Raw genomic sequence first — 22,568 nt, 5'->3', positions numbered from 1 at the left:
TCCCGGGAGCCTCCCCGGGAAGACAGCACCGTCCCCCGGCTGTTGAATGCGCCGGCACGGTCGCCGTGCAGCATGCGGCACCGGGGCTGTCCGAGGCCTGTCCCAACGGAGGAGAGCGGTGATCACTCGATGAAGGCGGTGCGGTTCCACGCGTACGGCGGGATCGACGTACTGCGGGTGGAGGAGGTGGCGCGGCCGGTGCCCGGCCCCGGGCAGCTGCTGGTCGAGGTCCGCGCGGCCGGGATCCAGCCAGGTGAGGTGATGATCCGGGAAGGTGCGCGGCACGGACGCTGGCCGGCGGTGTTCCCCTCCGGGCAGGGCAGCGATCTGGCCGGTGTCGTGGCCGAGGCCGGCCCCGAGGTACGCGGATTCGCGGTGGGCGACGAGGTCCTGGGCTTCACCCACCACAGGGCGAGCCACGCCGAGTTCGTCGTGGTCGACGACGTGAACGTGGTCTCCCGCCCGAAGGGACTGTCCTGGGACGTGGCCGGGTCGCTGTACGTGGCCGGCACGACCGCGTACGCCAGTGTCTTCGCGGTGGATCCAGGACCGGCCGACACGGTCGTGGTATCCGGTGCGGCGGGCGGTGTGGGGTCGCTGGCCGTGCAGCTGGCGCGGCGGCAGGGCGCCACGGTGATCGGGCTGGCGGGCGAGCGGAACCACGCCTGGCTGAAGGAGCGTGGCGTCGTCCCCGTCGAGTACGGGGACGGCGTGGCCGAGCGGATCCGACGGGCCGCGGGCGGGAAGGTCGACGCGTTCATCGACACGTATGGCGACGGCTATGTGGAGCTGGCGGTGGAGCTGGACGTGCGGCCCGAGCGGATCAACACGATCCGCGACTGGCAGGCCGCGGCCAAGATCGGTGCGCGGACCTACGGGGAGGGCTCGGCGGCATGCGCGGTCGTGGTCGGCGAACTCGCCCGGCTCGCGGCGCGCGGGGAGCTGGAGGTGCCGATCGCCCACACCTACCCGCTGGCGGAGGTGCGGGACGCGTTCCGCGAGCTGGAACGGCGGCACACCCACGGCAAGATCGTGCTCCGGCCGTAGCCCCGCCGGACCCGCGGGTTCACTGAGCACGTACGGGACGATCTCCGCCGTGTGCATGACTTGTCTCCGAGGCATGGGCGGAGGCGCACTTCCGACGCTGTTTGACATGTGTCGATTAGCAGTCCGGCAGACGGCGTCCCGGCAGTACGACAGGGCGCCTGGGAAGCTCAGTCGAGCTTCTCCACCACCGCTTCGAACTGCCGCACCATGGTCGGCACCGACCTGCCGTCGAGGAGATCGATGACCCGCTTGCGGGCGCTCGCCAGATGCACCGGGTAGGCGTCCTGGAGGCGCTTCAGCCCTTCCGGGGTGAGGGTCGCGACATTGCCGCGGGCGTCGCCCTCGTAGCGCCGCTTGACGACCTGGCCCCGGCTCCGCAGCGTGTCCACGACACGGGTGATGCGGCTCGCCGACAGGGCGGTGGCCGAGGCGAGGTCCGTCATCCGGAGCTCCTGGTTCTCCGCCTCGGAGAGGTTCATCAGGACGACGTACTCGGTGAGCGTGAGCCCTGTGGAGCGCAGCAGATCGTCGTCCAGTGAGCGCGGCAGCGCGACGATGACGCGCATCAGGGCACGCCAGAAGCGTTCTTCGTGGGCGGTCAGCGGGTCCTCGTCGCTCATCCCCTCAGAATAGCGTGCTCAAGCAAGGAGTCCCAACCTTCCGGACCACGTCAGGGACGGTACCGGACGTACTGCTCCCGGAAGGCGGGGGGCCACACCGCCGACGAGAAGGCCGCGGCCGTACAGGGCGCCTGACGGCTCACCGCACCAGAGAGGGTCGCTTGGCGTCGAAGGTCCAGCCGTCCACGAGGTAGCGCATCCCGGTCGCGTCGTCCCGGCCCGCGCCGAGGTTCCGCTCCTCGTGGAGGGCGTGGGCCGCGAGCAGCCTGTCCATGTCCAGCCGGATGCCGAGCCCTGGGGCGTCGGCGACGGCGACCTCGCCGTCGACGATCCTCGGCGGTGCGACGGTGAGGCGCTCCCGGCCCTCCTGCCAGATCCAGTGCGTGTCCAGGGCGTTGTGGTCGCCGGGGGCGGCGGCACCGCAGTGGGCCATCATGGCCAGGGAGATGTCGAAGTGGTTGTTGGAGTGGCACCCCCAGGTCAGCCCCATCTCGTGGCAGAGCTGTGCCACGCGTACCGATCCGCGCAGGGTCCAGAAGTGCGGGTCGGCGAGCGGGATGGAGACCGACTGCAGGGCGAGGGCGTGGGTGAGCTGCCGCCAGTCGGTGGCGATCATGTTGGTCGCGGTGGGCAGACCGGTGGCCCGGCGGAACTCGGCGAGGATCTCGCGCCCGGAGTAGCCGCCCTCGGCCCCGCAGGGGTCCTCGGCGTAGGCGAGGGTGCCGAGCAGCGGCCGGCACAGCTCGACGGCCTCCCGCAGGGACCAGGCACCGTTGGGGTCGAGGGTGATCCGGGCCTCGGGGAAGCGTTCCTTCAGCGCCTGCACGGCCTTGACCTCCTCGGCGCCCGCCAGCACCCCGCCCTTGAGCTTGAAGTCCCGGAAGCCGTAGTGGTCGTAGGCCGCCTCCGCCTGCCGGACGATCGACTCCGGGGTCAGGGCCTCCTCGCGGCGGATGCGGTGCCATTCCACGGCGGCGTCGGGTTCGCGGAGGTAGTCCAGATCGGTGCGGTCGGGGTCGCCGACGTAGAAGAGGTAGCCGAGGACGCGTACCGAGTCGCGTTGCCTGCCGTCGCCGAGCAGGGCGGCGACGGGCACCTCCAGGTGCTGGCCGAGCAGGTCGAGGAGGGCGGACTCGACGGCGGTGACGGCGTGCACGGTCGTCCGCAGATCGAAGGTCTGCTCGCCGCGGCCACCGGCGTCCCGGCCGCCGAACGCCTCCCCCATCGCCCGCAACACGCGCTTGCAGTCCCCCAGTCGTGAGCCGACGACCAGGGACTCCGCATCCCGCAGGATCCGCGTGATGGCCTCCCCGCCGGGCACCTCGCCGAGGCCGGTCCGGCCCTCGGAGTCCTCGACGACCAGGACGTTGCGGGTGAAGTACGGGGCGTGGGCGCCGGAGAGGTTGAGCAGCATGGAGTCCCGGCCTGCCACCGGGTACACGGAGAAGCGGGTGACGACGGGCTGGCTCATGGGCGAACGTCCTTACGGGAGAGGGGCTTACACACTGAGGGCGTCGAGGATCTGTTCCATGAGCAGGACTCCGCCCAGGCCCAGGATCGCGAGCACAGTCGTGTAGGTGGTGCGGGCCTTGATGGCGTCCAGGACCGAGAGGTTGAAGTACTCCTTGAACATCCAGAAGCCCGGGTCGTTGACGTGGGAGAAGGCGATCGAGCCGCAGGAGACGGCGAGGACCATCAGCTCGGGGTGGACCCCGCTGCCCGCGAGCAGCGGCAGGACGACACCGGAGGCGGTGACCACGGCGACGGTGGCTGAGCCCAGGGCGACCCTCAGGATCGCGGCGATCAGCCAGGCCAGGATGATCGGCGAGACGGACCAGCCGTCGGTGACGTCCTTGATGTAGTCGGAGATCCCGCCGTCGACGAGCACCTGCTTGAACGCGCCGCCGGCCCCGATGACCAGCAGGATCATCGCCATGGCCGCCGCGGCCTCCCGGCAGGAGGCGGCGACCTCCTCCAGGGTGCGTCCCACGCGCGGACCGAAGGCCCACATGGCGACGAGCAGGGTCAGCAGCAGGGCGACCGGTGCGGAGCCCACGAAGTCGACGAGGTGCACCACGGGGGTGTCGGCCGAGGTGGCGAGGTCGGTGACGGCGGAGCCGGCGATCAGGACGACGGGCAGCAGGGCGACCGCCAGCGACCAGCCGATGCCGGGCATCTCGTGGTCCTCGAAGACCCGCTCGCTCACCAGGCCCTTGGGTACCGAGGGATTCATCGCCCGGACGAACGGCAGCCGCGGCCACACCAGGGCGATGAGCACACCGACGGGGACAGCGATGAACAGGCCGTAGAACAGGGTGAGTCCGGCCGAGGCGTGGAAGGTGGCGGCGACCGCCGTGGGCCCGGGGTGCGGGGGCAGGAAGCTGTGCATGGTGGACAGGGCTATGGACATCGGCAGGCCGACCCAGAGCAGGTTCGACCGGGTGACCCGGACGAGGGTGAAGGCGACCGGCACGATGATGACGAACGCGGCCTCGTAGAACATCGTGACGCCGATGATCATGGCGGTGAGCACCATGGCCACCTGCACTCCGCGCGGGCCGCTGACCGCGAGCAGTCGGCCGGCGATGCGCTGGGCCGCGCCGGAGTCGCCCAGCACCCGGCCGAGCATGGCGCCGAGGCCGATGGTGAGCATGGTGTCACCGATCTGCCCGCCGATGCCCTCCGAGAGGGTGTCCGGGATCTTCTCCAGCGGGATCCCCCGGACCACGGCCACGCCGACGGCGACGAGCAGCAGCGCGACGAATCCGTTCATCCGGAGCTTCGTCATCAGGAAGAGCAGGACCAGGACGCTGATCCCTACGACGACCAGAGGCAAACCAGTTCCCCTTCGAACTGGGCGTCGCGTCCATCTCCGTGAACGACGCCTGCATACAGAGACAGCATCTACGTATGAAGACGGAGGCTATGGATGCGGACATGCTCGGGTCAATGGGTGCGCAGGAGGATTCCGGGCGCGTGCGGCCAAGGCGCGGGATATCGCGGTGGGATTGGGCTGATCCGGTAGCCCCGTTTCCCGGGCCGCACGAAGCACATCTCCCGTCGAGCCCTCGTCTTCCGATATGTCCGTTAGATCCGGGATGTTCCGTGTGTTCAGGGGCACTCAAGAGACAGAGAGAGAAATCCCGGCATTGACGAGGAGTAGTCATGGCTGAGCAGAAGTCGTCCTCGGCCTTCGCCGCGCCCCTGCGGAACGCGGTCTCGACGGTGCGCAGAGTGCCCGGCGCCGGGGCCGTGACCAAGGCCGCCGAGGAAACACTGGACAAGATCGGAGCCGTCTCGCCCCGGAGCCGTCGGCTGGCCGTGTACGCCGGAGCCGGGATGCTGGGGGTGGCCGGAGTCGTGGAGTGGCCTGTCGCGCTGACCGGTGCTGCGGTGGCCTGGCTCACCCAGCCCCGGCCCGGAGAGAGGACGGAGAACGAGCCGCTGATGGCGGCCGAGGACACGACGGACGGCGCGAGCCGCGGTGCCTATGTGGCCATGGGCGACGCGGTGACAGCCCAGGAGGGTGCGGCGGCGCCGGGCCCGGTACGGGAGGGCGAGATGCCAGGTGGTCCGGCGGCACCGGCAACCGAGCCGACCGCACCACCCACAACCGCCGAGACGACCGCACCGCCCGCAGCCGCCGAACCGACCGAACCGCCCCCGACCGTCGCGGAGACGCCGCCCACGGGCGCGGCCGCACCGCCCACCGCCCCGACCGCGCCACCCACCAGCTGACGTGGGCCGGGGGTGATGCGCGATGGCGCTCGGGTTGCCCACGGTGTCGTCCGCCGCCGCACGGGCCGTGTCCGTGGCGCCCCGGCTGCTGGCCCGGGCGGCCGCGCCGGGGGTCGGCGCGGTCGCGGGGGCGGCTGCCGGGACCGCGCGGGCCGGCGTCAGGAGCCTGGACACGGCCACCCGTATGACGCGGGCGGCGCGCAACGCACTGCTTGGCGCGGAGCGGCAGTGGCGGTGCGGCACCCGGGCGCACCTCGCGCTGCGGGCGGCCGACCCCGGGCAGGCCCGGGCCGCGGGCGGCCTGCGCAAGCTCGCCGGGCATGTCGCCGCGGTGCTATCGGAGCACCCGGACGTCCTGTTCGCCTACTGGGACGAGGGCCTCGGCCGCCTGGTGGTGGCCGTGGCCGGGGAGACGGTCACCGACGACGTCGTGGAGCGGGCGGCCGAGCTGGCTGCCCGGCATGGTCTTGTCGCGGCCGGTGACGCCGCCGAGGAGGTCACGCATCCGGCCGACCCGGAGGGCATCCGGGCGGCGTTGGCGACGCTCGCGGCCGACCTGGTCGGTACCGGCATCGGCGTCGCCGGGTATGCCCTGCGACTGCCGCCGTCCCCGCGTGCCGTGACCGCGGTGGTGACGGTGCTGCGGGAGAACCCGCGCTTCCGTGGCCTGGTGCGCGCCCGGTTGGGCGCCGACGCCACGGACCTTCTGCTGACCTGTGCGAGCGCCGCGGCCCACGGGGCGGGCCAGACACCCACCGCGCTGCTCCTCGACGGGGCGCTGCGCGGCTGCCAACTCGCGGACACGATGGCGCGGGCGGCCGCCTTCGAGCTCTTCCACGACGAACTGTGCAACCCGGATCGGCCGAGCGTCGGTGCCACCGACCATCCACGTCCGGCCCTGCGCACCACTCCGGCCCAGGAGTACGCCACACACGCCTTCACCGGCAGTGTGCTGGGCGCGGCGGCGACACTGCTGGTCAAACATGATGTCAGCGAGGCGGCCGAGGCGGTGCTCGCCGGCTCGCCGAAGGCCGCCCGGTACGGGCCGACCGCCTTCGAGGCGGTGCTCGGCGCCGTACTGGCCCGGTCAGGGCTGCTCGTGCGCGACCCGGAGCGGCTGCGGGAGCTGGAACTGGCCGGCACGGTCGTCCTGCATCCGAGCGCGGTGCGCGGCGAGGACGGGGAACCCGATCCCTGGACGGAGCCGGTGCTCGACGCGGCCCGGCGCGCCGGGCTGCGGATCGTCCTTGTGGACGATCCGGCGCTGGAGGACTTCACCGGCCTCGCCGACCAGGTGGTGGACGCACGGCGACCGTTGGACGACGTGGTGTGCTCCCTGCCCGATGACGCCGGCGCGGTCATCACGGTGGCCCGGCTGTGGTCGGTAAGGGATCACGGGGTGTTGGCCGGGCTGCTCGCCGGAGACATCGCGCTCGCGCTCACCGACGACGGCAGCACGGTCGTCTGGAGTGCCGACGCCCTCGCCCTGCACGGGCTGCCCGACGTGTGGCGGCTGCTGACGGCGATACCGGCCGCACGCCGGGTGGGGCGGCGCTCGCAGGCCCTGGCCCGGTCGGGTGCCGCACTCTCCGGGCTGCTCGTGGCGGTCGGCGAGTCGAAGTCCCCGCGGGGCCGGCTGGCCGCGCTGCCAGGACTGCGCCACGCACCGGTGGACGGCGCCGCCGCGACCGCGCTGCTGTCGGGAGCCGGGGCGGCCCTGCGGGTGACGAGGGCCGAGGCCCCGCATCCCAGGGCCCGGGTGCACTGGCACGAACTCGGCCCGCGGGAAACCCTGGAGCGCCTTGACCACGAGCGGGAGACGGAATCGCCCGAGGAGCGGGAGCAGACCGCCGGGCCGTCCCGGAGCCCCCTGCTCGCGCCGGTGAGGTGGACGCGGCGGCTCGCCGGAGCAGTACTCAGCGAACTGGACGACCCGCTGACCCCGGTGCTGGCGGTCGGTTCGGCCGCGTCCGCGATCGTCGGCTCGGCCGTGGACGCCCTGCTGGTGGTCGGGGCGCTCGACCTGAACGCGCTGGTCGGCGGCATCCAGCGGTTGCGGGCCGAAAAGGCCGTGTCCGGATTGCTCGCCGATCAGGAACGGCAGGCCCGGGTGGCCGATTCGCCCGACGAGCCGGACACGCACACCGTGGACGCGGCCCGTCTGGCACCGGGCGATGTGATCGACCTGCACACGGACGACGTGGTACCGGCCGACGCCCGGGTCCTGTCGGAGGACGGCCTGGAGGTCGACGAGTCCGCGCTGACCGGGGAGTCGGTGCCGACGGAGAAAACGGCCGATGCGACCCCGCACGTGCCGGTGGCCGACCGGCACTCCATGGTCTTCGAGGGCACGACGGTGGCCGCCGGTCACGCACGTGCGGTCGTGGTGGACACCGGCGAGCGCACCGAGGCCGCCCGCGCCGTCCACCTCGCCGCGCGCACGCCCCCGGCCGCCGGAGTACAGGCCAGGCTGCACGAACTCACCGCGCAGGCACTGCCGTTGACGCTGGGCGGCGGCGCCGCCATCACGGGTCTCGCCCTGCTGCGGGGCACCCCCATCCGAGAAGCGGTCAGCGGGGGCGTCGCCGTCGCCGTGGCCGCCGTACCGGAAGGGCTGCCGCTGGTGGCGACGGTGGCCCAGCTGGCCGCCGCCCGGCGGCTGAGCCGGGCCGGAGTCCTGGTCCGGGCGCCCCGCGCGCTGGAGGCGCTCGGCCGGATGGACACCATCTGCTTCGACAAGACCGGGACGCTCACCGAGAACACCCTGCGCCTGGTGAAAGTGACCGACACCGAAGGGCGGAGCCACCCGGCGGGCGACGAGGGGGCGGCCGACACCCTGCGGGTGGCGGCCCGGGCCTGCCCCCAGGTCGGTGACACCGACGGACCGCCGGAGCACGCCACGGACGCGGCCGTCCTCGACGCGGCGGAACCCGACCCCGACTGGGAGGAGTCGGAAGACCTTCCGTTCGAGGCGGCCCGCGGATACGCCGCCGCCGTAGGCCGATCCGGCGATGAACCCCATCTGCTGGTGGTGAAGGGAGCACCGGAGACCGTCCTGCCCGCATGCTCCGAACCCCCCGAGCACGCCTCGGAGTCGGCCCAGGCGCTGGCCGCCGAGGGACTGCGGGTCCTTGCGGTCGCCCAGCGTCGGCTGGGCGACGCCGAGACCGCCCCGGACGTCCTCGAACCGCCCCTGGAACAGCTGGAGTTCGTCGGACTGGTCGGCTTTGCGGACACCCCGCGGGAGACCTCCACGGCTCTGGTGCGAGGCCTATACGAGGAGGGCATACGACCGGTGATGCTCACCGGCGATCACCCGCAGACCGCCCGGGCGATCGCCGCCGAGCTGGGCTGGCCCGAGGACACGGTCGTGGTGACCGGGGACGAGCTCGCCGACGCGGACCGGTCGGGCAGGGCCCGCATGCTCCGCGACGCGGGTGTCGTGGCACGCGTGGCGCCGGAGCAGAAACTGCAGGTCGTCGAAGCGCTGCGGGATGCGGGGCGGGTGGTCGGCATGGTCGGCGACGGCGCCAACGACGCGGCGGCGATCCGCGCCGCCGACATCGGCGTGGGCATCAACGCCCGCGGCTCCGCCGCCGCCCGCAACGCCGCCGACCTCGTCCTCACCGACGACGATCTGACGGTCCTGATCGACGCGGTCAGCGAGGGCCGCTCGCTGTGGCACAGCGTCGCGGACGCCGTCGCCATCCTCATCGGCGGCAACGCGGGCGAGATAGGCTTCGGCATCCTCGGCACCCTGCTCGCCGGCCGGGCTCCGCTGTCCACCCGCCAGATGCTGCTGGTCAACCTCTTCACCGACCTGTTCCCGGCGATGGCGGTCGCGGTCACACCGAAGGAGACGGCAGAGCGGTCGGACCCCGACTCGCCGTCGGCCGTGCTCGGAGCGCCGCTGCTCGAGCAGATCCGGCACCGCGCGCTGACGACCAGCGCGGGCGCGCTCATGGCCTGGCTCATCGGCCGCGGCACGCCCGGAACGGCCCGCCGCTCCAGCACGATGGCCCTGACCGCGGTGGTCGGCACCCAGCTCATCCAGACCCTGCTGGACCGACGTGACAGCACACTGGTCCGCCTCGCCTCCCTCGGCTCGGCCGCCGTCCTCGTCGCGCTCATCGAGACACCGGGAGTCAGCCACTTCTTCGGCTGCACGCCGCTGGGCCCGGTGGCGCTGACCGCCGTGACCGCGTCGATCGCCCTGGCCATCTGGGGCCAGCGCGCCCTGCCCTCCCTGGAGAAGAGGATCGCGGACGCGATACGGCGGCCGTGAGGCTCCGGCCGTCAGCGGCTCACGTTCCGTCCGGGGAAAGGGACCTCCGCCCTTGCCGTCTCCGGTCGGTGCCGCGGGTGCGCCGACACCGGTGATCGCCTCGGTCGTCCTGTCAGGTCCGGTGGGAGGGGCGTTGGGGGTCTCGCCGGGTCTCACCGTGCACGCGGTCGGGACCGCCGTGGGCGAAAGCGCCGGGCTGCGGGTGCCCGACACGGTCCTCGGCCTGCTGCTCCCCGCGGACTGGGCGACCCGCGCCCGACCGCGATCGCTCCGCCCACCGAGTAGTCAACGACCGCTTCTGGACCGGCCGGTGACCAGGGGTGAGACTGAGGGGATCCGACGCCCCGGCCCCAGGACGGTGACCATGCACGACCAGACAGCACCCCCGCGCGTCGAACTCACCCCGCAGGCCGCCGAGCTGGTGCGCCGGCTGCGCGCCGAGCACGGCCCGCTGATGTTCCACCAGTCCGGCGGCTGCTGCGACGGCAGCGCTCCCATGTGCTACCCGGACGGCGAGTTCCGCACCGGCGGCTCGGACGTGCTGCTGGCCGAGCTGGCGGTGGACGGCGTCGAGGAGCCGGTCACCTTCTGGATGTCCCGCAGCCAGTTCGAGGCATGGAGCCACACCCGGCTGATCGTGGACGTTGTACCCGGACGGGGTAGCGGTTTCTCCCTGGAGGCACCCGAGGGGATGCGTTTTCTCACCCGTTCTCGCGTAGTCGACGGCTAGCCGCCCTGCCGGCCACTCTCGTCTGCTGCACTTCCCTGAGTCCTGAGGTACTTGACGAGACATCAGGGGGTGCGGTGACGCATCGTCAGAGACGACTTGCAGCGACGACCCGAACTGTGTTCACCATTCTCACGACATCCGGCGTGCTGGCCGGTGCGGCCCTGGCGGGGGCGGCACCGGCCGGCGCCATGTCGGGCACCGGACAGCTCGCTTCCGGTGTCACCTACCGGCAGTTCGACGTCCCGGCGGCCAAGGGCACGGTCCACGCCCATCTGCTGACCGTCGACCTGACCAACCCGCACGTCCACGTGGACCTCCTCCACCCCGGCACGGTGGCCGCCCGGTCGCCGGTGTCCACGATGGCGGACGCTGCGGGCGCGGTCGCGGGCGTGAACGGCGACTTCTTCAACATCACCGAGACCCAGCACCCGGGCGTCGAGGCGACCGGCGCGAGCGTCGGCCCGGCGATCGCCGACGGCCGGCTGCTCAAGGCGGCGGTGCCGAAGGCCCAGCGGTTCGGCCCCTCGCTGCCGCCCGGCACCGACACCACCGACGTCTTCGGCGTCGGCATGGACCGCCGGGCCCGGCTCGACCGGCTGACGCTGGTCGGCACCGTCCGCACCCCGGCCGGGAACCTCGCGCTGCGGGGGCTCAACCAGTACGCGCTGGCACAGGACTCCATCGGCGCCTACACCGCCGCCTGGGGCTCGGCCTCCCGCAAGCGCGCCACCTGCGGCTCGGACACCAACCGGGCGGCCGAATGCAGCACGGACACCTACGAGGTGCGGATCCGCGGCGGCAAGGTCGTCGCCACCTCCACCAGCCCGGGCAGCGGCGCCATCACGTCGGGTACAACCGTCCTGCTGGGCCGGGAGGCGGGCGCGGACAAGCTGCGCGACCTCACCGCGGGCGAACGGGTCACGGTGCGGAAGCAGATGGTGGCGTCCGCTTCCAGGGTCCCCTATCGCTTCGCGGTCGGCGGCTACCCGGTGCTGCGCGGCGGCGAGCCGCTGGCCGGGCTCAACGACACCACCGCCGCCGTACGCACCGCCGTGGGCTACGCGAGCGGCGGGCACAAGCTGCTGCTGCTCGCACTCGACGGCGCGGTGGCCTATCGCAGCGGTATGACCATTGCCGAAGTCGCCGACGAGATGCGTGAGTTGGGAGCGATCGACGCGTTCAGCCTGGACGGCGGCGGCTCCACGACGCTGGTGGCCCGCACCGCGGGCGACAAGACGGTGAGCGTGCTCAACCACCCGACCGAGAGCCCGGAACGCGCCGTGGCGAACGGGATCGGGGTCTTCTGGAAACCCTGACCGGAAGCCACTGACCGGATTGCCCCGTCCGCGGCCCTGAGCGTCCGGCTCAGGGCCGCAGGCTGCTCACCAGGTCGGCGGTCGCGGTGAGCCCGCCGCTGATGGTGGGCGCCATGCTGGTGCTGGCCAGATAGAAGCCGAGCAGCGTACAGACCAGGGCGTGCGAGATCTTCAGCGCGCCCTGGCGCATGAAGAGCACGGCCAGGAACAGAAGCAGCAGCACCACAGAGATGGAAACGGCCATCGCGAACCTCCTCCGCTACGCCCGTTTCGGGGCGTTCGGCCGTAAGTGTGGCGTAGCGGAGGGTAGGTCCGGGCGGTCGACACGTGCCCCGTTCGGGTGGTGTTACGACGCCCGGTGGGTGTCCAGGAAGGCTTCCAGGCCGGCCAGGTCGTCGGTGTTGAAGTAGTCGACGTCGGCGGCGAGCAGTTCGCCCCACAGCGCGTCGCGCGCCGGTCCGGCCACGTCCGGGGTGGCCCAGAACCGTACCGTCTGCCCGTGCGCGTGCGCCTCCTGGATGATGCCGCGCAGCTTCTGCCGCTCGGCCTGCGGGAAGTCGCCCTCGCCGAGCCAGGTGAAGTTGAGGGTCCAGTTGTCGCTGATCAGCGGGACGAAGGAGGCGGGCGCCGAAGTGCCCAGGTCGGTGAGCCGGCCGTCGTAGAAGGCCCGGCGCACGGTCTGCGCCTCCATCGGCGTACGCGCGGCGCGGTCGCCGGAGATGACGTTGGTGACGGCACCGGGGATGACACGGCCGTGGGCGTACGTCGTGAACAGGTGCTTGTAGCGCCGCAGGTGCCGGTCGAGTTCGAGGTACGTCGACGAGCCCTCGGTCTTGATGTCGATGAGCAGCTGCAACGGCTCGTGCCAACCCCGGTACACGCAGCCGTGGTTGGCCTTCACGATCCGGGCCAGCGGGTCGAGGTAGAGGGACTCCAGGGTGCGGCTCGGGTCGAGGTCGTCCTCGGTGTGGCCGATGAGGAGCTGGTCACCGACGAGGAAGATGTCGGCCTCGACACTGCCGAAGCGGTGGTCGAGGGCGTCGAGGAGGGGGTGGGTGTGCTCGTAGTCGTTGTGGGCGTGGGCACGCCACAGCGGACGCGGGCCGCGGTGGCCGCCGCCCGCCCAGGCCTGCGCGCCGGGCAGCACGACGGCACCGGCGAGGGCGGCGCCGAGGGTGGTGAGGGCTCTGCGACGGGTGGTGAGGGCCATGTGCTCTGCCTCCCTTGTAGGGCCATGAGGGACCCAAGGGAGTATGCGGGCGGGCAGAGCCCAAATGGTGCGGGCGTGAGGGGAATTGGCGGGACTGCCACCCCGGGTTCACTTCAGGCGCGCGCCAAAGGGGCGCGGGGCTGTATCGAATACGCGGCTCCGCCGCGGGTGCGCGACCAGCCCGCACGCACCCGCAGCCGAGATCCGCCACATCACGGCGCTTGAAGATCGACCAGTTCGGCCAAGGCCCCCCGATGCACCGCCGCCGTACCAAAGGCAATGGAATCCGCCTTGGCCCGCTTCAGATATAGATGGATCGGATGTTCCCAGGTCATCCCGATTCCCGCATGCAACTGCAGCGCCTCCTCCGCCGCATGCACGGCAACCGGCCCCGCATAAGCCTGCGCAACGGCCACCAGCACATCGGCATCCTCGCCGGAGGCCAGCGCGTCGGCGGCTCCCCGCGCGGCAGCCCGAACGTTCACGACCTCCAGCCACAGCTGCGCGAGCCGGTGCTTGAGCGCCTGGAAGCCACCCACCGGCCGGTTGAACTGCTTGCGCTCCTTGAGGTACCGCACGGTCTCGGTCAACGCCCAGTCGGCGACCCCGAACTGCTCGGAGGCCAGCAGCCCGGCCCCGGCCCGCAGCGCGCGCCGTACGGCGGGTTCGGCGTCGCCCACCCGACGCCCGACGGCCCCGTCGAGGGTGACCGTGGCGAGCGGCCGGGTCTGGTCGAAGGACACCTGCGGGGTGACGGTGACGGCCGTCGCCTCGACGGCGTACAGTCCGCCGTCGTCTCCCGGCACCAGCAGCACATCCGCGGCGACCGCGTCCGCGACCCCGGTCAACTCGCCGTGCAGACGGCCCTCTTCGACGCGCACGGCCTTGAAGCCGGCGCCCGGAGCGATGTGCAGCCCCACGGCCAGGACACCGACGGTCCGGCCGGAGGCCAGCTTCCCGAGCAGTTCCTCGTCGCCGCAGGCCAGCAGCGCCTCCGTGGCCACGACCGCGCTGCTCAGATACGGCACGGGCGCCACCGCCCGCCCCAGCTCCTCAAGGACGACGGCGACCTCGCGGTGCGAGGCGCCCTGGCCGCCCAGCTTCTCCGGCACCAGCAGCCCCGCGAGGCCCATGCCGTCCGCGAGGGCCGCCCAGGCCTTCAGGTCGTGCGGGGCGCCGGACTCGGTGCGCGCGATGACCCCGGGCGCGTCGCAGTGGTCGGCGAGCAGGTCCCGTACGGCGGCCCGCAGCGCCTCTTCCTCCTCCGAGTACAGCAGGTCGGGCTGCGTTGTCATCGGGCCAGGTCCTTCCAGGCGACGTCCTTGTCGGTGCGCGGCTCGGCCGGCAGGCCCAGTACGCGCTCGGCGACGATGTTCAGCAGGACCTCGCTGGTCCCGCCCTCGATGCTGTTGCCCTTGGCGCGGAGGTAGCGGTAGCCGGCGTCCCGGCCGACGAAGTCCACCAGTTCGGGCCGGCGCATGGCCCAGTCGTCGTACAACAGGCCTTCCGCGCCCCGGAGTTCGACCTCCAGGCCGCTGATCTCCTGGTTGAGGCGGGCGAAGGCGAGTTTCATTCCGGCGCCCTCGGGTCCTGGCTGTCCGGCGACGAGCTGCTGGCGCAGCCGCTCGGCGGTGAGCCGGGCGACCTCGGACTCGACCCACAGCTTCAACAGCCGCTGGTGCAGGTCGTGGGTGCGCAGTTCGGGGCGTTCGCGCCAGGTCTTGGCGACCGGGCCGATCATGCCGCCCTCGCGGGGCAGCCGCATCCCGCCGATGGCGACGCGCTCGTTGTTCAGCGTGGTCTGCGCGACCCGCCAGCCGTCGCCGATCCCGCCGAGGCGGCGGGAGTCGGGGATCCGGACATCGGTGAGGAAGACCTCGTTGAACTCGGCCTCGCCGGTGATCTGCCGCAGCGGGCGGACGTCCACGCCCGGGTCGGTCATGTCGCAGATGAAGTAGGTGATGCCGGCGTGCTTGGGCACGTTCGGGTCGGTGCGGGCGATGAGGATGGCCCAGCGGGCGTTGTGCGCACCGGACGTCCACACCTTCTGCCCGTTGACGATCCAGTCCTCGCCCTCCCGGACGGCCCGGGTGCCGAGCGCTGCCAGGTCGGAGCCGGCGCCGGGCTCGCTGAACAGCTGGCACCAGACCTCCTCGCCGATCCACAGCGGCCGCAGATAGCGCTGCTTCTGCTCCTGAGTGCCGTACTTCAGGATGGTCGGCGCGGCCATGCCCAGCCCGATGCCGTTACGCCGCGAGTCGTTGTCGGGGGCGCCCGCTGCCTCCAGTTCGGCGTCCACCACGACCTGGAGGGAGCGAGGGGCGCCCAGGCCGCCGAGGCCCTCCGGGTAGTGCACCCAGGCGAGTCCCGCGTCGAAGCGGGCCTTGAGGAAGTCCAGTTTGTCCGTGTCGGCCGGCGGGTGCGCGGCCAGCAACGCGGCCGTGCGGCGCCTGAGTTCGGCGGCGTCGGTCATGCGCCGGCTCCCTTCGGTACGACGGTGACCCGGCCGGTGGTGACGCCGTCACCGACCCGCTGCACGGCCGCCGCGGCCTCGGACAACGGGACCCGCTCGCTGATCAGCGGCTTGATGGCACCACTCGCGGCCAGCTCGGTGAGCTGCTCGTGGCAGTGCAGGATCAGCTTGGGGTTCTTGGTGGCGTACAGGCCCCAGTGCAGGCCCATGATCGAGTAGTTCTTCACCAGGGCGTGGTTGAGCGCCGGGCTCGGGATGGTGCCGCTGGCGAAGCCGATGACCACGATCCGGCCCTCGAAGGCGACGACCTTGGTCGACTGGGTGTACGCCTCGCCGCCGACCGGGTCGTAGATCACGTCGGCGCCCCGGCCGCCGGTGGCCTCCTTCACGGCGGCGACCACGTCCTCGGCGCGCCGGTCGATCACCACGTCACAACCCAGCCCGCGGGCCACCGCGGCCTTGTCGGCGCCGCCCACCACGCCGATGACAGTCGCCCCGGCCGCCTTCCCGAGCTGTACGGCGGCGCTGCCGACCCCGCCTGCGGCGGCGTGCACCAGCAGCGTCTCGCCGGCCTGGAGTCCCGCCCGGCGGTGCAGTCCGAACCAGCCCGTCTGGTAGCCGATGTGCAGAGCGGCGGCCTCGGCGTCGTCCAGCGCGTCCGGCGCCGGCAGCAGGGCGGCGGCGTCCGCGACCGCGTACTCGGCGAAACCGCCGTACGGCAGCGCGGGGTTGGCGATCACCCGGCGGCCGTCCTCGGTCTCACCGCAGATCTCCACACCGGGGGTGAACGGCAGCGGGGGGCGCACCTGGTAGTGGCCCCGGCACATCAGCACATCGGGGAAGTTGATGTTGGCGGCGCGCACCCTGAGCAGGACCTGGCCGTCGCCCGGGGTGGGCCGCTCCACCTCCTGGAGCCGCATCACCTCGCTCGGCTCGCCGTTCTCGTGCACTTGCCATGCCTGCATGCGGTGCCTCCACAGACTGCTGCGTCAGGGTCCACCGCATACTAAGCGGTCGCTTGCCACTGAGGGAACAGCCCGCGGCACAGCGGACGCCTCACGTCGTGCGTCTCGGCCGCGCCCGCACGTGCATCCGCTCCCCCTGCGGCCCGAACAGGCTGAGGAACTCCACCGGCCCGTCGCCCGTCGACCCGAACCAGTGCGGCACCCGGGTGTCGAACTCGGCGGCCTCCCCCGCGCCCAGGACGACGTCATGCTCGCCGAGCACCAGCCGCAGCTTCCCGGACAGCACGTACAACCACTCGTAGCCCTCGTGGGTGCGCAGCTCGGGATCGAGTTTCCGCTTCGGTTCGAGCACCTTGAAGGCCTGAAGGCCGCCGGGCTGCCGGGTCAGCGGCAAGAAGGTACGGCCGTACCGCTCCATCGGCTTGGCCCGCACCCGGGGGTCCCCGACCGGCGGGGCGCCGACCAGTTCGTCCAGGGGCACCTGATGGGCCTGCGCGATCGGCAGCAGCAGCTCCAGGCTGGGTTTGCGCAGCCCCGCTTCCAGCCGGGAGAGGGTGCTGACGGAGATGCCGGTGGACTCGGAGAGGGCGGCGAGGGTGACCTCCCGCTCCTTGCGGAGCCTGCGCAGCCGGGGGCCCACTCCCGCGAGAACGTCGTCCGTAGTCATGGATGTATTGCAGTTTCGGCAAAGGCGTTTGTCAATACGGCAGGAGGTGCGCGACCGCCGCCAACGGAGGTGGTCACCATGACCGATACGTACGAAGTGGTCGTCGTCGGAGGCGGCGCGGCCGGGCTGTCCGCGGCCCTGGTCCTGGGCCGGGCCAGGCGCCGCACCCTGGTCGTCGACGCGGGCGAGCCGCGCAACGCCCCCGCCGCCCATATGCAGGGCTTTCTGTCCCGGGACGGCATGCCGCCCGCGGAGTTCCTCGCCGTCGGCCGCGAGGAGATCGCGCGGTACGGCGTGGAGCTGGTCCGGGACCGGGCGGTGGACGCGGCCAGGGACGGCGACTTCACGGTGTCGCTGGCGAGCGGAGGCAAGGTCCGGGCCCGGCAGCTGGTGGTGGCCACCGGCCTCAAGGACGAGCTGCCGCCCGTGCCCGGCGTGGCCGAGCGGTTCGGCCGCGATGTGGTGCACTGCCCGTACTGCCACGGCTGGGAGGTCCGCGACCGGGCCTTCGGCGTGCTGGCCACGACCCCGATGAGCGTGCACCAGGCACTGATGGTCACCCAGTGGTCCAAGGACGTCACCCTCTTCCTGCACCAGGTCGCCGAGGCGGAGCTGACCGACGACGACCTGCGGCGGCTGGCCGTGGCCGGGGTCCGGGTGGTGCCCGGCGAGGTCGCGGCACTGCGGATCGAGGACGACCGGCTCACGGGTGTGCGGCTGGTCGACGGGAGCGTGCACCGGCGGGAGGCCCTCTTCGTCGCCCCGCGCCCGGTTCCGCAGAACGACCTGCTGCTGAAGCTGGGTGCGGAGCTGCGGGAAACTCCCTTCGGCGCCTACCCGGTGATCGACGAGCGGGGCCTGACGACCGTGCCCGGACTGTGGGCGGCCGGCAACGCGAGCGGGTTCGCCGAGCAGGTGGTCAACGCGGTCAGCCGTGGCTATCGCGCCGGTGCGGCGATCAACGGCGAGCTGCTCTTCGCGAACCTGGACGCCGCCGTGCGGGTGTAGTCCGGACCCACCCGTTGCACCATTGGCTGCATGCTGCTGACCCGGCTCGCCGAAGTGTCCCGGGACGTCGCCGCCACCGCGGCCCGGTCCCGCAAGACCGCGCTGCTCGCCGACCTCTTCCGGGAGACGGCCCCGGACGACGTACCGATCGTCATCCCCTACCTCGCCGGCCGTCTCCCGCAGGGCCGCCTCGGCGTCGGCTGGAAGGTGCTGAGCCGGCCGGTCCCGCCGGCCACCGAGCCGTCCCTCACCGTCCGCGAGGTCGATGCCCGGCTCACCGAGCTGGGCAAGGTCGCCGGGCCCGGTTCGCAGGCCGAGCGAGCCCGGATCGTGGGCGAGTTGATGGGTGCGGCGACGGCGGACGAGCAGCGCTTCCTGCTGGGGCTGATCACCGGTGAGGTGCGGCAGGGCGCCCTGGACGCGGTGGCCGTCGAGGGGCTCGCGCAGGCGACCGGCGCGGACGCGGGAGACGTGCGCCGGGCGGTGATGCTCGCCGGGTCCCTCCAGACAGTGGCCGAGGCGCTGCTCGCGGACGGCCCGTCGGCCCTCGACCGCTTCCGGCTCACCGTAGGCCGCCCGGTGCTGCCCATGCTGGCGCACACCGCCTCCTCGGTCGCCGAGGCGGTCGGGAAACTGTGCGCCTGTGCGGTCGAGGAGAAGCTGGACGGCATCCGGGTCCAGGTCCACCGGGACGGCGACACGGTACGGATCTACACCCGCACGCTCGACGACATCACCGACCGCCTCCCCGAAGTGAGCTCAGCCGCTCTGGCATTGACGGGCGACCGGTTCATCCTGGACGGCGAGGTGATCTCCTTCGACGCCGACGGCCGCCCCCGCTCCTTCCAGGAGACGGCGGGCCGGGTCGGCTCCCGGACGGACGTGGCGAAGGTCGCGCGGGAGGTCCCGGTCTCCCCCGTCTTCTTCGACGCGCTCTCGGTCGGCGACCACGATCTCCTCGACCTCCCCTTCGCCGAACGGCACACGGAGCTGGCCCGTCTGGTCCCCGAGCCGATGCGGGTCCGCCGGACGCTGGTGTCCGGGCCCGAGGACACGGCGGCCGCCGAGGAGTTCCTCGCCGCCACCCTGGCACGCGGCCACGAGGGCGTGGTCGTCAAGGCCCTGGACGCCCCCTACAGCGCGGGCCGGCGCGGCGCCTCCTGGCTGAAGGTCAAGCCGGTGCACACCCTCGACCTGGTCGTCCTGGCCGCCGAGTGGGGGCACGGCCGCCGCACCGGCAAGCTCTCCAACCTCCACCTCGGCGCCCGCACCCCGGACGGCGGCTTCGCCATGCTCGGCAAGACCTTCAAGGGCATGACCGACGCGATGCTGGAGTGGCAGACCGCCCGGCTGAAGGAACTGGAGGTCTCGGACAACGGCTGGGTGGTGACCGTACGCCCCGAACTCGTCGTCGAGATCGCCTACGACGGCCTGCAGAGGTCCTCCCGCTACCCGGCCGGCGTCACCCTGCGCTTCGCCCGGGTCGTCCGCTATCGCGAGGACAAGCGGCCGGAGGAGGCCGATACGGTGGAGACCCTGCTGGCCGCCCACCCGGAGGTACGGCCTTGACGGAGCCGAGGCGAAGCGCCGGACTGCTCTTGTTCCGGCACACCGACGACGGCGTCGAGGTGTTGCTCGGCCATATGGGCGGCCCCTACTTCGCGAAGAAGGACGCGGGCGCGTGGACCGTCCCCAAGGGCGAGTACGAGCCCGGCGAACCCGCCTGGGAGGCGGCCCGCCGTGAGTTCCAGGAGGAGCTGGGCCTGCCGCCGCCGGACGGCGAGGCGATCGACCTCGGCGAGGTCCGGCAGACCAACGGCAAGATCGTGACGGCGTGGGCGATCGAGGCGGACCTGGACCCGGCCGCGATCGAACCCGGCACCTTCACGATGGAGTGGCCGCCGCGGTCGGGCCGGGTCCAGGAGTTCCCCGAGCTGGACCGCGTGGCCTGGCTCCGCCCCGACCGGGCCCGTGAGGTGATCGTCAAGGCGCAGGCAGCGTTTCTCGACCGGCTGGCTGAGCACACGGACTGAACAGATGCGTACGCGTTGCGGTTCACCGGACCGCGCGCGAAGGTCGAAGCAAGCCCGCTCCCAGGGAGGTCAGCCATGCCCATCGCGACGGTGAACCCGGCGACCGGTGAGACGCTCGAAACGTTCGACGCCATGGACGAGGACGAACTCGAACGCCGGCTCGAACTCGCGGAGGCGACGTTCCGCACGTACCGCACGACCAGCTTCGCCGAGCGCGCCCGGCTGCTGCACCGGGCCGCCGACCTGCTGGACGCGGACCGGGACGACATCGCACGCACGATGACCACCGAGATGGGCAAGCCGCTGGCGCAGGCCCGCGCGGAGGCCGCGAAGTGCGCGAAGGCGATGCGCTGGTACGCCGACCACGCGGAGGAGCTGCTGGCCGACGAGGAGCCGGCGGAGACGGATGTGAAGGAGTCGGGCGCGTCCCGGGTGCGGGTGCGCTACCGCCCGCTCGGGCCGGTGCTGGCCGTGATGCCGTGGAACTTCCCGCTCTGGCAGGTGGTCCGGTTCGCCGCGCCGGCGCTGATGGCCGGCAATGTGGGCCTGCTCAAGCACGCGTCGAACGTCCCGCAGACCGCCCTGTATCTGGAGGACCTCTTCCACCGGGCGGGTTTCCCGGAGGGCTGCTTCCAGACCCTGCTGATCGGTTCCGGAGCGGTCGACGACATCCTGCGCGACGAGCGGGTACGGGCGGCCACGCTCACCGGCAGCGAACCCGCGGGCCGCGCGGTCGCCGCCACCGCCGGCGAGATGATCAAGAAGACGGTGCTGGAACTGGGCGGCAGCGACCCCTACGTGGTGATGCCGTCGGCGGACATCGACCGCGCCGCGAAGATCGCGGTGACCGCGCGGGTGCAGAACAACGGGCAGTCGTGCATCGCCGCGAAGCGGTTCATCGTGCACACGGATGTCTATGACGCATTCGCCGAGCGGTTCGTGGCGGGCATGGAGGCGCTGCGGACGGGCGACCCGATGGACGAGGACACGGACGTCGGGCCGCTGTCGAGCGAACAGGGACGGGCCGACCTGGAGGAGCTCGTCGAGGACGCGAAGCGGTCGGGTGCGCGGGTGCTGTGCGGCGGGGAGCGGCCGGAGGGGCCCGGCTGGTACTACCCGCCGACCGTGCTCGCCGGGATCCACCGCGATATGCGCATCCACCGCGAGGAGGCGTTCGGGCCGGTGGCCACGCTCTACCGGGCCGGGGACCTGGACGAGGCGGTTCTCATCGCCAACGACTCGCCCTTCGGACTGAGTTCGAACGTGTGGACGCGGGACGAGGCCGAGGTGGACCGGTTCGTACGGGATCTGGAGGCCGGTGGCGTGTTCGTCAACGGCATGACCGCCTCCCACCCGGCGTTTCCGTTCGGGGGTGTGAAGCGGTCCGGATACGGGCGTGAGCTGTCCGGGCACGGAATCCGGGAGTTCTGCAACATCACCACCGTTTGGCAGGGTGCGTGACGGTTGCGCGGCTACGATCCGTGTGTGAACCGGGAAGTGACTCTGCCTCTGATCGTCGACGACCGCGGTACCTTGCAGGTGGCCGCGGCCGACGTGAGTAAGTTGTTGCGGACCGTGGGCGGGCGGTGGGTGCGGCTGGTGGAGGCCGGGGAGAGCGGGCTGGACGAGGACACGGTGGCCGCGCTGACCATCGAGCTGGCGAAGCTCGCCGATCGGATCGACGTGGCTTGTATCGCCCACAGCAGTGGGCCGGGCCCCGTTACGTAAGTCCCGGCAGCGACGTCCAGAACATCTCCTCGTATGTCTGGAGCAACCTGCCGTAGGTGTACACCCGCTTCTCGTCCAGGCGGCCCGAGTCGAGTCCCGCCTCCACCGCCGCCTCCGCCTGCCGGTCCAGGGCCGGGGCCGGTTCCGCGAAGAAGTCGAAGAAGGCGCAGGCCTCGTCCGTGAAGCCGTAGTGCGAGCGCAGGCCCTCGGCGATGCGGGCGCAATAGGTGCCCCAGGTCGCGAAGTTGGCCGTGACGGCCAGGACGGCGTCCGTCGGGGTCGCGTTCAGGGCGAGCCAGGAGATGTACGCCGGGTATGCCTGGCAGCCCGGTAGGGGCTCGTACGCTTGCAGGCGCCGATCATCCACTTGGCACGCCGCGGTGAACGCGCCCAGCCGCTCTGCCGCCAGTTCCTCGCCCTCGGCCAGCATGGTGAAGAACCCTGCGGCCGCAGGCTCCTCGGCGGCGCGCTGCGCCAGATGCAGGAACGCGCGGTGGTCGGCGGGAATCACGTGGTGCTGTTCCAGGGCAAGTGCGGCGAGTGTCTCCAGGCTCGCCCGGCCGCTGGCGACGAGGGGCACCAATGGATTGGCGTTCGAGTCCGGGGCAAGCTCTGACCTGGTCGTTTTCAGCATTTCCGTGGCCGTGCCGGGCATCGCGTCCTCCTCGTCGGGATTCCTCCGTGCTGCTCCGACCCTGACACGGGGTCACCGGTTCGGAGTAGTCCGGCGAGAGATCGTCGCCCTCAC

The 22,568-nt window shown here is 72.1% G+C and carries 20 protein-coding genes; 10 read left to right on the top strand and 10 right to left on the bottom strand.

Going from position 1 to position 22,568, the window contains the following annotated elements; genetic code table 11:
• Window positions 1–129: 129 nt before the first annotated feature.
• A complete protein-coding gene (locus ABTY98_RS20010) occupies window positions 130–1,047 on the top strand; it encodes an NADP-dependent oxidoreductase (RefSeq protein ID WP_352222243.1) in 918 nt (305 codons plus the stop codon).
• A gap of 167 nt (window positions 1,048–1,214) precedes the next feature.
• On the opposite strand, the gene ABTY98_RS20005 is transcribed toward ABTY98_RS20010, so the two are convergent.
• The 3 genes from ABTY98_RS20005 to ABTY98_RS19995 all read right to left on the bottom strand — a co-directional run bounded on the left by ABTY98_RS20005 (window position 1,215) and on the right by ABTY98_RS19995 (window position 4,503).
• Window positions 1,215–1,667, bottom strand: a complete 453-nt coding sequence (locus tag ABTY98_RS20005) for a MarR family winged helix-turn-helix transcriptional regulator (protein WP_352222242.1) — start codon at window positions 1,665–1,667, stop codon at window positions 1,215–1,217.
• A 139-nt stretch (window positions 1,668–1,806) separates the two neighbouring features.
• On the bottom strand, window positions 1,807–3,138 hold the full coding sequence (locus ABTY98_RS20000; protein ID WP_352222241.1) for an enolase C-terminal domain-like protein: 1,332 nt from the start codon (window positions 3,136–3,138) through the stop codon (window positions 1,807–1,809).
• A 27-nt stretch (window positions 3,139–3,165) separates the two neighbouring features.
• The gene (locus tag ABTY98_RS19995) at window positions 3,166–4,503 is read right to left on the bottom strand and encodes a gluconate:H+ symporter (RefSeq protein WP_352222240.1); all 1,338 of its coding nucleotides are present in this window, start codon (window positions 4,501–4,503) and stop codon (window positions 3,166–3,168) included.
• 329 nt (window positions 4,504–4,832) lie between these two features.
• On the opposite strand from ABTY98_RS19995, the gene ABTY98_RS19990 reads away from it, so the two are divergent.
• From ABTY98_RS19990 to ABTY98_RS19975, 4 genes are all read left to right on the top strand, one after another.
• Window positions 4,833–5,405 carry a hypothetical protein gene (locus ABTY98_RS19990; RefSeq protein ID WP_352222239.1) on the top strand — a complete coding sequence of 191 codons (573 nt, stop codon included), beginning with the start codon at window positions 4,833–4,835 and terminating at the stop codon, window positions 5,403–5,405.
• 22 nt (window positions 5,406–5,427) lie between these two features.
• A complete protein-coding gene (locus ABTY98_RS19985; protein ID WP_352222238.1) occupies window positions 5,428–9,690 on the top strand; it encodes a cation-translocating P-type ATPase in 4,263 nt (1,420 codons plus the stop codon).
• A gap of 364 nt (window positions 9,691–10,054) precedes the next feature.
• A complete protein-coding gene (locus ABTY98_RS19980; protein ID WP_352222237.1) occupies window positions 10,055–10,420 on the top strand; it encodes a DUF779 domain-containing protein in 366 nt (121 codons plus the stop codon).
• A 74-nt stretch (window positions 10,421–10,494) separates the two neighbouring features.
• Window positions 10,495–11,736 (top strand): phosphodiester glycosidase family protein, encoded by a 1,242-nt coding sequence (locus tag ABTY98_RS19975; protein WP_502994278.1) that lies wholly within the window; start codon window positions 10,495–10,497, stop codon window positions 11,734–11,736.
• Window positions 11,737–11,785: 49 nt separating this feature from the next.
• Here ABTY98_RS19975 and ABTY98_RS19970 read toward each other — a convergent pair whose 3' ends face one another.
• The 6 genes from ABTY98_RS19970 to ABTY98_RS19945 form a co-directional block, all read right to left on the bottom strand.
• On the bottom strand, window positions 11,786–11,980 hold the full coding sequence (locus ABTY98_RS19970; protein WP_352222236.1) for a hypothetical protein: 195 nt from the start codon (window positions 11,978–11,980) through the stop codon (window positions 11,786–11,788).
• A 102-nt stretch (window positions 11,981–12,082) separates the two neighbouring features.
• Window positions 12,083–12,946 (bottom strand): phosphatidylinositol-specific phospholipase C/glycerophosphodiester phosphodiesterase family protein, encoded by an 864-nt coding sequence (locus tag ABTY98_RS19965; RefSeq protein WP_352222235.1) that lies wholly within the window; start codon window positions 12,944–12,946, stop codon window positions 12,083–12,085.
• A gap of 212 nt (window positions 12,947–13,158) precedes the next feature.
• Complete coding sequence (locus ABTY98_RS19960) at window positions 13,159–14,241, bottom strand: acyl-CoA dehydrogenase family protein (protein WP_352222234.1); 1,083 nt, start codon at window positions 14,239–14,241, stop codon at window positions 13,159–13,161.
• The gene (locus ABTY98_RS19955) at window positions 14,238–15,419 is read right to left on the bottom strand and encodes an acyl-CoA dehydrogenase family protein (RefSeq protein ID WP_352222233.1); all 1,182 of its coding nucleotides are present in this window, start codon (window positions 15,417–15,419) and stop codon (window positions 14,238–14,240) included. Before ABTY98_RS19955 ends, ABTY98_RS19960 begins: the two co-directional genes overlap by 4 nt.
• Window positions 15,416–16,384 (bottom strand): NADPH:quinone oxidoreductase family protein, encoded by a 969-nt coding sequence (locus tag ABTY98_RS19950; RefSeq protein WP_352222232.1) that lies wholly within the window; start codon window positions 16,382–16,384, stop codon window positions 15,416–15,418. The genes ABTY98_RS19955 and ABTY98_RS19950 overlap by 4 nt, the downstream gene beginning before the upstream one ends.
• Before the next feature lie 91 nt (window positions 16,385–16,475).
• The gene (locus tag ABTY98_RS19945) at window positions 16,476–17,051 is read right to left on the bottom strand and encodes a helix-turn-helix domain-containing protein (RefSeq protein WP_352222231.1); all 576 of its coding nucleotides are present in this window, start codon (window positions 17,049–17,051) and stop codon (window positions 16,476–16,478) included.
• A 78-nt stretch (window positions 17,052–17,129) separates the two neighbouring features.
• Between ABTY98_RS19945 and ABTY98_RS19940 the strand changes: the two genes are divergently transcribed.
• The 5 genes from ABTY98_RS19940 (at window position 17,130) to ABTY98_RS19920 (ending at window position 21,820) form a co-directional block, all read left to right on the top strand.
• Window positions 17,130–18,059, top strand: coding sequence for an NAD(P)/FAD-dependent oxidoreductase (locus ABTY98_RS19940; protein ID WP_352222230.1), 930 nt, complete (start codon window positions 17,130–17,132; stop codon window positions 18,057–18,059).
• 30 nt (window positions 18,060–18,089) lie between these two features.
• On the top strand, window positions 18,090–19,628 hold the full coding sequence (locus ABTY98_RS19935) for an ATP-dependent DNA ligase (RefSeq protein WP_352222229.1): 1,539 nt from the start codon (window positions 18,090–18,092) through the stop codon (window positions 19,626–19,628).
• Window positions 19,625–20,092, top strand: coding sequence for an NUDIX hydrolase (locus ABTY98_RS19930; protein WP_352222228.1), 468 nt, complete (start codon window positions 19,625–19,627; stop codon window positions 20,090–20,092). The genes ABTY98_RS19935 and ABTY98_RS19930 overlap by 4 nt, the downstream gene beginning before the upstream one ends.
• A 75-nt stretch (window positions 20,093–20,167) precedes the next feature.
• Entirely contained in the window at window positions 20,168–21,553 is a 1,386-nt protein-coding gene (locus ABTY98_RS19925) for an NADP-dependent succinic semialdehyde dehydrogenase (protein WP_352222227.1), read from the top strand.
• 24 nt (window positions 21,554–21,577) lie between these two features.
• Window positions 21,578–21,820 (top strand): DUF6213 family protein, encoded by a 243-nt coding sequence (locus ABTY98_RS19920; RefSeq protein WP_352222226.1) that lies wholly within the window; start codon window positions 21,578–21,580, stop codon window positions 21,818–21,820.
• On the opposite strand, the gene ABTY98_RS19915 is transcribed toward ABTY98_RS19920, so the two are convergent.
• Window positions 21,813–22,475 (bottom strand): thiaminase II/PqqC family protein, encoded by a 663-nt coding sequence (locus ABTY98_RS19915; protein ID WP_502994276.1) that lies wholly within the window; start codon window positions 22,473–22,475, stop codon window positions 21,813–21,815. The genes ABTY98_RS19920 and ABTY98_RS19915 overlap by 8 nt on opposite strands.
• Window positions 22,476–22,568: the final 93 nt, after the last annotated feature.

Origin of the sequence: Streptomyces sp. NPDC096040 (genome assembly GCF_040303265.1) — a bacterium.
In the GTDB taxonomy this organism is placed as follows: Bacteria; Actinomycetota; Actinomycetes; order Streptomycetales; family Streptomycetaceae; genus Streptomyces.
This window is presented reverse-complemented; position numbering and strand designations above follow the sequence as displayed.

Coding starts and splice junctions, on each gene's coding strand:
- ABTY98_RS19915 (WP_502994276.1), bottom strand. CDS start 22,475: ATGCCCGGCACGGCCACGGAAATGCTGAAAACGACCAGGTCAGAGCTT.
- ABTY98_RS19945 (WP_352222231.1), bottom strand. CDS start 17,051: ATGACTACGGACGACGTTCTCGCGGGAGTGGGCCCCCGGCTGCGCAGG.
- ABTY98_RS20010 (WP_352222243.1), top strand. CDS start 130: ATGAAGGCGGTGCGGTTCCACGCGTACGGCGGGATCGACGTACTGCGG.
- ABTY98_RS19955 (WP_352222233.1), bottom strand. CDS start 15,419: ATGACCGACGCCGCCGAACTCAGGCGCCGCACGGCCGCGTTGCTGGCC.
- ABTY98_RS19960 (WP_352222234.1), bottom strand. CDS start 14,241: ATGACAACGCAGCCCGACCTGCTGTACTCGGAGGAGGAAGAGGCGCTG.
- ABTY98_RS20005 (WP_352222242.1), bottom strand. CDS start 1,667: ATGAGCGACGAGGACCCGCTGACCGCCCACGAAGAACGCTTCTGGCGT.
- ABTY98_RS19980 (WP_352222237.1), top strand. CDS start 10,055: ATGCACGACCAGACAGCACCCCCGCGCGTCGAACTCACCCCGCAGGCC.
- ABTY98_RS19990 (WP_352222239.1), top strand. CDS start 4,833: ATGGCTGAGCAGAAGTCGTCCTCGGCCTTCGCCGCGCCCCTGCGGAAC.
- ABTY98_RS19985 (WP_352222238.1), top strand. CDS start 5,428: ATGGCGCTCGGGTTGCCCACGGTGTCGTCCGCCGCCGCACGGGCCGTG.
- ABTY98_RS19965 (WP_352222235.1), bottom strand. CDS start 12,946: ATGGCCCTCACCACCCGTCGCAGAGCCCTCACCACCCTCGGCGCCGCC.
- ABTY98_RS19935 (WP_352222229.1), top strand. CDS start 18,090: ATGCTGCTGACCCGGCTCGCCGAAGTGTCCCGGGACGTCGCCGCCACC.
- ABTY98_RS19925 (WP_352222227.1), top strand. CDS start 20,168: ATGCCCATCGCGACGGTGAACCCGGCGACCGGTGAGACGCTCGAAACG.
- ABTY98_RS19940 (WP_352222230.1), top strand. CDS start 17,130: ATGACCGATACGTACGAAGTGGTCGTCGTCGGAGGCGGCGCGGCCGGG.
- ABTY98_RS19970 (WP_352222236.1), bottom strand. CDS start 11,980: ATGGCCGTTTCCATCTCTGTGGTGCTGCTGCTTCTGTTCCTGGCCGTG.
- ABTY98_RS20000 (WP_352222241.1), bottom strand. CDS start 3,138: ATGAGCCAGCCCGTCGTCACCCGCTTCTCCGTGTACCCGGTGGCAGGC.
- ABTY98_RS19950 (WP_352222232.1), bottom strand. CDS start 16,384: ATGCAGGCATGGCAAGTGCACGAGAACGGCGAGCCGAGCGAGGTGATG.